The following is an 8,093-nucleotide window of genomic DNA, read 5'->3' as shown; positions in this document are numbered from 1 at the left end:
GGTCTTCTTTCCTCTCAAACTTAGGAGCCCCGTGGCACCCCTCGGGCCCTGGTGCGGAGCGCTCCGCACCAGGGCCCGGGGGCAGACGGGCTCGGTTGCCCGGCCGAGACGGGCTCGGCCGTCCGTGGGCTCGTTCGTCAGGCGGCTCCTCAGGCGGCCTCGAAGCCCGCGTGGTCGGCGATCTTCTTCAGCTCGGCGAGCGCGTGCTTCTCGATCTGGCGGATCCGCTCGCGGGTGAGGCCGTGCTGCTTGCCCACCTCGGTCAGGGTGCGCTCGCGGCCGTCCTCCATGCCGTAGCGGGAGCGGATGATCGAGGCCGTGCGGTCGTCCAACCGCCCGATCAGGCCGTCCAGCTCCTCGCGGCGGAGCATGACCATCACGGCGTCCTCGGGGGACGTCGCCCCGGTGTCCTCGACCAGGTCACCGAACTGGGTCTCACCCTCGTCGTCGACCGACATGTTGAGGCTGACCGGGTCGCGCGCCCAGTCCAGCACGTCCTTGATCCGGGCCTCGGTGGTGTCCAGCTCGGCCGCGATCTCGGCCGGCTCGGGCTCCCGGCCCAGCTCCTTGGACTTCTCGCGCTGCACCCGTCGGATCCGGCCGAGCTCCTCGACCAGGTGCACGGGCAGCCGGATGGTGCGGGACTGGTCGGCGATGGAACGGGTGATCGCCTGCCGGATCCACCAGGTGGCATAGGTGGAGAACTTGAAACCCTTGGCGTAGTCGAACTTCTCGACGGCACGCACCAGGCCTGCGTTGCCCTCCTGGATGAGGTCCAGCAACGGGAGGCCGCTGCGCGGGTAGCGGCGGGCGACCGCGACCACCAGGCGGAGGTTGGAGCGGATGAACACGTCCTTGGCGCGCTCCGCGTCCTCGGCTATCGCCTCCAGCTCCTCGCGCGTGACACCGTCCGGAAGTCCGTCCTCGTCCAGCAGATGCTGGGCGTACACGCCGGCCTCGATCCGCAGCGAGAGCTCGACCTCCTCGGCGGCATCGAGCAGGGGCGTCCTGGCGATCTCGTCGAGGTACATGCCGACCAGGTCGCGGTCGGCCTCAAGGTTGGTCGGGCGGGCCGCGCGACTCCGGTCGGCCCTGTCGCGAACGACGGCACGGGTGGCCATGCTTGCTCCCTTTGACTGGTGTTGCCGAGGTCTGCCTGCCTGCCCGTGAGGGCAAGAAGTGCGGGCCCCTTGGGGCCTCACACGTAACGATCCAACGAACAGAATCCGGACAACATTCCCAAGTCACTCAGATTCTTCCCCGCGATGCAGTATCCTGCCGGTTTTCACCCCGGTTCTGGACGCTCGGTGACCGGCCGGACACCCAATGCGCCCGCATGTGATCACTTCGCGCAATCAACCGGGACGCCTCCTCACCGACTCTCCATGCAACCGCCGCCCACCCGCTGAACCCGCGGACGGCCGCGCACGTTCCCGCGAACCCCCGACATCCACCCGCCCCCCCGGGCGCGCGCAGGTCCTCCCCACAAAAGATGCCAAATCGCTATCGGTCCAGCTCCCGATCGGCACAGCACGCTGGGAAGGTGTCAGGCATGCACCTGACCAACAGCTCGACCTCCGTCACCGTGCGTCATCGCGGCCTCCTTCGGGACGCCGCGCTCGCGCTGGGTTGCGCCGCGCTGTTCGGCCTCCTGGCGACGCTGGTAACGGGCCACTGGCACCCTCTGCACGAGTTTGACCAGCACTGGATCAGCGAACTCCACATCTACGCACGGGAGCACCGGATCTGGACCGCCGCCGTGCAGACCCTCTCCGACATCGGCGGCCCCGTCACGATGCGTGCACTTCTCGGCGTCGCCGCCGCCTGGCTCCTGTTGATCGGCGCCCGGGTGCTGGCCGGCTGGGTGGCCTCCCAGGCCCTGGTCGGCTGGGGCGCCCAGTGGGCGCTGAAGCTGGCCGTCGACCGCCCGCGCCCCGCCTTCAACGACCCGGTCTCGCACGCCGGCGGCCCGGCCTTCCCCTCCGGGCACGCGATGGCCTCGGCGATCACCTGCGCCGTCCTGGTCGGCCTGGTCTGGTACCGGGTCCACCGCCGCGGCCGGACCGCCGCCTGCGCGGTGGCCGCCGGGACGGTGCTCGCCATCGGCTGGACCCGGGTCGCCCTCGGGGTGCACTGGCCCAGCGACGTACTGGCGGGCTGGCTGGCGGCCGGCGTCGTACTGGGCGTCGTGACCGCCGTGATCGAGCTCTGGCGCCCGGGCGCGCTGGCCCGGGACGTACGACGGGTCAACTGGCGTACCCGGCCCCGGGTTCAGCGGGTCATCGTGCCCTACGTCCGAGCGCCGCACGCCGAGGACGCGGAGCTGGACGATCCCCGCGACCGCCCGGACGAGCCCGTCCGCTGACGCCTCCGGGAACAACGCCGCAGGCCCCCCGTCCGAGGTCGGACGGGGGGCCTGCGGGCTGCGGTGCCGTGATGTGCCCCAGACAGGAATCGAACCTGCGACACCGGCTTTAGGAGAGCCGTGCTCTATCCCCTGAGCTACTGAGGCGCGGCCGGTCAGTGACCAGGCCGTTCACAGCGTACCGGATCGGGGGTCGGCTGGGGGGTGGTGGCCGGGGGTGGTGGTCGGGGGGCGGGCGCCGACGGGGCGTCAGGGCAGGTCAAGTAGCCTGCCGCGAAGTGTTCGAATCGCCCCGGCGTGCCGCCCGAAGGAGATGAAGGCCCTGATGACACCAGCTGTGCGCACGGCCGTCCGCTTGCCGGGGCAGGTGTGGTTCTGGCCGGCGGTGGTGATGCTGGGCGTCGGGTCGTACCGACTGGGCACGCCCGAGCTGTGGCGGGACGAGATGGCGACCTGGACGGTGGCCACCCGCTCGCTGGGCGACCTGCTGCGGCTGCTCCAGCACATAGACGCCAGCAACGGCACGTACTACCTGCTGATGCACGGCTGGACGACGGTGTTCGGCGACTCGGCGGTGGCCCTGCGAATACCCTCCGTGCTGGCGATGGCGGCAGCGGCCGCCTTCGTCGCGCTGACCGCCGAGCGGCTGTTCGGCGACCGGTTCGCGGCGATCGGCGCGGGGCTGCTGTTCACGGTGCCGCCCCAGGTGTCCCACTACGCCCAGGAGGCGCGCGCCTACGCACTGGCGACCTGCTCGATCGCGGCCGCCACCTACTTCCTGTTGCGGGCGCTGGAGCGGCCGGGCCTGCGGCGCTGGGCGCCGTACTCCGTGGCGATGGCGCTGGCCGGGGCCTGGCACCTGGTCTCGTTCAGTACGGTCGCCGGGCAGGCCGCGCTGGTGCTGCTGCACCTGTGGCGCACCCGGACGGGGGCGGAACGGCGGATCCGGTGGCAGTACCCGGTCGCCGTGACCGCGGCGGTGCTGCCGGTGCTGCCGGTGGCGCTGCTCGGCAGCCGGCAGTCCGACCGGCAGCTCGGCTGGATCAAGACGCCGTCCTTCTCCGACCTGACCGACTTCGGCGGGCACCTCTTCGGCTCGGACCAGGTGGCCCAGGCCTTCGTCCTGCTGGCGCTACCCGCGCTGTTGCTGCCCGGCCGACGGGTGCGGGCCTGGCAGTTGCTGCTGCTGGCGGCGCTGCCGGTGGTGGGCGTCTGGCTGGTTTCGCGGGGCACCACCTCGTACTTCCTCGACCGGTACCTGCTCTTCACGGTGCCCGCCTGGGCGGTACTGGCCGGGGGCGGGGTCGCGGCGGTGTACCGCGCGGTGGCGGCCCGGGCCGGGCGGCGGTGGGCGCCGGGGCGGACCGCCCAGCCGCGGGCGGCCGTGGCGACGGCCAGGCTGCTGGCGGTGGGCCTGCTCGCCCTCCCGGCCGTGGCGGCGCTGCCCGAGCAGCCCGCGGTGCGGTACGCGGACGCGCACACCCACTCCAAGGAGCCGTTCCGGGCGGCGGCCGAGGAGATCACCGCCGGGTACCGTCCCGGGGACGGGCTGGCGGCCCCGATGGGCGACCAGTCCTGGGCGATGGTCTGGCCGGGCGTCAGCTACTACCTGCGTCCGGAGGTCCAGCCGTTCCCGGTGTTCGTCGCGCGCAGCGCCGAGGACGCCGAGGAGCTGGCCCCCGAGCCCTGCCCGCGACCGGAGGCCTGTCTGGGGGACGTACCGCGGGTCTGGCTGCTGGTCCTCGGGGACACCTCGGACCCGCTGGCGTCCCTGACGGAGGAGCAGGCGCAGCCGCTCAGGCAGCGGTACGGCGCGCCGGACAAGGTGGTGCCGCTCGGCGGTCTCACCCTCGCGCTGCTCGACCCCGCGACCTGAGACACCCGGCCCCAGGACACCCGACCCGGGACCGCGGAAAAGCCGGAATGACGGAGAAGGGGGAGCCGGATTTCTCCGGCTCCCCCTTCGGTCGTTCAACCGTTCGACGCGCTCACAGCAGGCGCAGCAGTCGGGACTGGATGGACGGCGGGTTCAGGTCGGACTGGAGGGCCACCGGGACCTCCACCTTGCTGTCGCCCGCGCCCACCCGCAGCGTGCCGACCTCCTTGCCGGCCTTCTCGTTGTGGCTGAGCTTGGCCGGGTCCAGGGTGATCGTGCCGCTGATGCCGGGGAAGCCCGCCACCACGAGGTCCTTGGTCGCGACGACCGGGATCCTGCCGCCGAGGCCGTCGTCCACCGAGCCGACGACGTCGCCCTTCTTCACCACGGTCTGGCCGGTCAGCCCGTTCTGCGCGGCCTGGATCTGCTTGCCGCTGACCTTCAGCACGGTCGGCAGGATGCCGTCACCCTCCTTGGGCGAGGTGGCCTGCTGGCCCAGGGTGACGCCGAGGATCAGCCGCTTCACGCCGCCGATCTCCTTGTACGCGGCCCACATCAGGCAGCCGCCGGCCGGGGTGCTGGAGCCGGTCTTGACGCCGATGACGCCGGTCTTCGGGTTGATCAGGTTGTTGGTGTTGAGGATCTTCACGCCGTTGAGGGTCGTGTCCGGGGTGGAGACGATCTGCCGGAAGATCTCGTCCTGCATGACCTGCTCCGCCAGCTTCAACTGGTCCTTGGCGGTGGACTTGGTGTCCGCGTTGAAGCCCGCCGGGTCGGCGTAGGTCGTGTTGCTCATGCCGAACTTGGCCGCGGTGTCGTTCATCAGCTTGACGAACGCCTCCTCGGAGCCGGAGTGGAAGCGGGCGAGCAGCCGGGCCACGTTGTTGGCGGACGGCAGCATCAGCAGCTCCAGCGCCTGGTACTCGGTGAGCACCTGACCCGCGGTGAGCGTCACCCGGGACTCGTCGCCGTTGCCGGACTCCTGCGCGGCCTGCGGGTCGACGGTGATCTTCGGGCCGCTCTCACCCTTCTTCAGCGGGTACTTCTGCAGGATCAGATAGGCGTTCATCACCTTGGTGACACTGGCGATCGAGGCCGGGGTCTCCTGGCCCGAACTGCCGAGGCCGCCCACGCCGACCACCTCGGCAGCGGACTGGCCCTTGGCCGGCCAGGCGAGGTCGAGCGCGTCGCCGGAGAAGGTGAAGCTGCCCGCAGCCGACATCTTCACCTTCGCGTCCGGCAGCGGGCGCAGCAGCTGGGCCACCGCGACCGCACCGAGCACCACGGCCAGGAACACCGTCCAGATGGTGATCCGCTTGAGCGCGCGGCGCAGCGGCGAGACCGGGCGGGAGTTGAGGGAGGCCAGGACCGACATCGCCTCGGCCGTGCTCTCGGGCGAGGGCAGCGGCTGCGGGGCCGGCAGCGGCTCGGGCCCGGGCAGCGGCGGGACGGGCGGCACCGGCCGCGGGTCGGGCTCGGGCAGCGGGGTGGGCGCCGGGGCCGGACCGGGCTCGGGCTTCGGGGCCGGCTTGGGCAGCGGTTCGGGCCCCGGGGTCGGCTCGGGTTCGGGGACGGGCTTGGGCGCCGGGTGCGGCTCGGGCCCCGGCTCGGGGACGGGCGCCGGCTCGGGCAGCGGGGCGGGCTCCGGGGGCTCGGGCACGGTGCCGGCGGCCGGGGCGGCGGGGGCACCCAGCGGCTCGGGCTTCTCCAGCTTCTCGGCCTTGCCGGTCGGGACCGGGGGCTTGGTGAGCAGCATGGTCTTGGTCGGGTCGTACGGCTCGTCGGACTCAACGGTCTCGTCGGACTCGGCGGCCTCGTCTGCCTCTGCCTCAGCGGCCTTGTCGGAGTCAGCGGACTCCTCGGACTCGGCGGGCTGCCCGGACGCCGCGGACTCCTTCGGCTCGGCGGTCTCGGGCGTGTCGGCCCGCTCCGCCGGCTTCGCCTTCTCCGGTGTGTCGGCCGCGGAACCGGTCTTCGCGAGGGGCCGCTCCGACGCCTTCTCAGCCTCGTCGGCCTTCTCGGTCTCGTCAGCCTTCTCGGCCTTCTCGGAAGCCTTCTCAGCGGCCTTCACGGAAGCGCTCTCGGAAGCCTTCCCGGAACCCTTCGCAGCCACCGCGCCAGCCGTCCGCATGGTGAGACGCGGGTCGGCGCCGGACGGCCGCTCGGCGGTCTCCTTCGCCGCGTCAGCCGTCGAGGCCGACTCCTCCTTCTCCGCCCCACCATCAGAACTGTCGTCACCCGCGGCCTTCAGCAGTTCCTCGGGCAGCCGCAGCGCGGTGGTCTTGTTGTCCACCGGCAGGCGCAGCATCGTCGTCCGACTGTCCACATCCCGGACGCGGATCTGTACGGTCGAGCCGCCCCCGGCCCCCGCCGACGGCTTCTCGACGGACGCGTCGGAGGAGGGCTCGGCGGACGCCGCGGCCGAGGACCCGGCCGGCGTCCCGGTGGTGGTCTCCGCGGATGCCTTGGTGACGGCCCCGGCTGACGCCCCGGCAGCCGTCGGGTCGACCGACCCGCCGTCGGCACCCTCAGCGGTGCCGGCCGCCGTACCGGTCCGTTCGCGTTCGCCGCCCCGCTCCCGCTCGTCGTCCCTCAGCACCCTGTCGGGGGACTCGCCCACGTATCCCAGCCTCCTCAACGCCCGGCGGGGCACCGGCAGACCCGATTTCGGGAAGCCGACGCCCCGCCCCGTGTACCTGTACAGTCTCCGCCACATGCGGTCGATCCGGCCGCGCACACCCCGCCCGACCGGCGCTTATTGCCGCCGCACGGCCGCATCGCGGTCTGTTCAACGGTCAGACGCCGGGGCCGCGGCCGCCGGTTCCGCGCCTTCACCGCAAGGTCACGATTCGGAGGCGTACTCGACAAGCCCGTGTGAGAGGCGTCACCCTGTCTCTCATCCACGCGGGGAGGCTTGGATGGGCAAGAGCCGCAGAACTGTTCCCGAGGAACTCTTGCTGCTCGCTTTGGACCCGACCACGGGTACCACGGCGCAGCCGCAGACCCTCGACCTCGGACTCGCCGGGGCGCAGCTCGTCGAGCTGTCCCTGGCCGGACGGATCGTACCGGAGGGAGACCGGATCGCCGTCGTGCTCGCACGGCCGACCGGCGACCCGACCCTTGACCACGCACTGGAGCTGCTGCGTCGACGCGGCAGCCCGGTCCGCGCGGCGCACTGGATCGGCGGGCCCCGGCTGGGGCTTCGGCAGACGTACCTGGCGCACCTGGAGCGCTGCGGCATGGTCACCGCCGTGGCCGGCCAGGTGTGCGGGGTGCTGCCGACGACCCGGTACCAGGCGTCCGACGACTGCACCAACGCCGCGATCAAGCAGCGGCTGGACACCGCGATCCGCACCGGTGTGCCGCCGGACCCGCGGACGGCCGCGCTCGCGGCCCTCGCCCACTCGGTGGGGCTGGGCAAGCACCTGTACCCGGGCAACGAGGGCCGCTCTTCGCGGTCTCGGCTGCGCGACCTGATCCGGTACGACCCGCTCGGCGGGATGGTCGCGCACGCCGTGATGGACGTGCAGAACGGCCTGCCGGCGCAGCAGAACCGTTCTTCCCAGGCTTCCGGGACCGGCACCGGCACCGGCCGCTCCGGTGCCCGCGCGGGGGGCCGGGCCTCCGGCGGGCGGGTCTCCGCTCCTCGGGTCGGGGTCCGCTGATCCGGGCGGGCCGCTGATCCCGGTCGGCCGCTGACCACAAGGACCCCGGCGGGCCGAGTCCGGCCCGCCGACGACACGTCCGACGGCGCACACCGTCCCGTCCGCGCCGCCCGAGGGCGGCGGGCGACCCTGCGCGCCGCCCCGCACCACCAGCACCACAAGAAGCACAAGAAGCACAAGAAGCACG

At 72.5% G+C, this 8,093-nt stretch carries 5 protein-coding genes and 1 tRNA gene; 3 read left to right on the top strand and 3 right to left on the bottom strand.

Translation table 11 applies throughout. The features are described 5' to 3' along the window. Positions 1–149: 149 nt before the first annotated feature. Entirely contained in the window at positions 150–1,121 is a 972-nt protein-coding gene (locus ACFQ87_RS18660) for a sigma-70 family RNA polymerase sigma factor (protein WP_380611861.1), read from the bottom strand. A gap of 431 nt (positions 1,122–1,552) precedes the next feature. Here ACFQ87_RS18660 and ACFQ87_RS18655 point away from each other — a divergent pair, with 431 nt between their 5' ends. Further along, positions 1,553–2,365, top strand: a complete 813-nt coding sequence (locus ACFQ87_RS18655) for a phosphatase PAP2 family protein (protein ID WP_380611860.1) — start codon at positions 1,553–1,555, stop codon at positions 2,363–2,365. A gap of 74 nt (positions 2,366–2,439) precedes the next feature. On the opposite strand, the gene ACFQ87_RS18650 is transcribed toward ACFQ87_RS18655, so the two are convergent. Next, positions 2,440–2,512, bottom strand: a tRNA-Arg gene (locus ACFQ87_RS18650). A gap of 178 nt (positions 2,513–2,690) precedes the next feature. On the opposite strand from ACFQ87_RS18650, the gene ACFQ87_RS18645 reads away from it, so the two are divergent. Further along, positions 2,691–4,241 carry a glycosyltransferase family 39 protein gene (locus tag ACFQ87_RS18645; RefSeq protein ID WP_380611859.1) on the top strand — a complete coding sequence of 517 codons (1,551 nt, stop codon included), beginning with the start codon at positions 2,691–2,693 and terminating at the stop codon, positions 4,239–4,241. A gap of 112 nt (positions 4,242–4,353) precedes the next feature. Here ACFQ87_RS18645 and ACFQ87_RS18640 read toward each other — a convergent pair whose 3' ends face one another. Then, on the bottom strand, positions 4,354–6,861 hold the full coding sequence (locus tag ACFQ87_RS18640) for a hypothetical protein (RefSeq protein WP_380611858.1): 2,508 nt from the start codon (positions 6,859–6,861) through the stop codon (positions 4,354–4,356). A 298-nt stretch (positions 6,862–7,159) separates the two neighbouring features. Between ACFQ87_RS18640 and ACFQ87_RS18635 the strand changes: the two genes are divergently transcribed. Continuing rightward, entirely contained in the window at positions 7,160–7,906 is a 747-nt protein-coding gene (locus tag ACFQ87_RS18635) for a GPP34 family phosphoprotein (protein ID WP_380611857.1), read from the top strand. Positions 7,907–8,093 lie beyond the last annotated feature (187 nt).

The organism is Kitasatospora sp. NPDC056531 (genome assembly GCF_042794375.1).
Classification (GTDB): Bacteria; Actinomycetota; Actinomycetes; order Streptomycetales; family Streptomycetaceae; genus Kitasatospora.
Note: the sequence above shows the minus strand (reverse complement) of the source record. Positions and strands in the feature narration are given on the sequence as shown.

Excerpts from the sequence above, each read along its gene's own strand:
- ACFQ87_RS18660 (WP_380611861.1), bottom strand. The coding sequence starts at position 1,121 with ATGGCCACCCGTGCCGTCGTTCGCGACAGGGCCGACCGGAGTCGCGCG.
- ACFQ87_RS18655 (WP_380611860.1), top strand. The coding sequence starts at position 1,553 with ATGCACCTGACCAACAGCTCGACCTCCGTCACCGTGCGTCATCGCGGC.
- ACFQ87_RS18645 (WP_380611859.1), top strand. The coding sequence starts at position 2,691 with ATGACACCAGCTGTGCGCACGGCCGTCCGCTTGCCGGGGCAGGTGTGG.
- ACFQ87_RS18635 (WP_380611857.1), top strand. The coding sequence starts at position 7,160 with ATGGGCAAGAGCCGCAGAACTGTTCCCGAGGAACTCTTGCTGCTCGCT.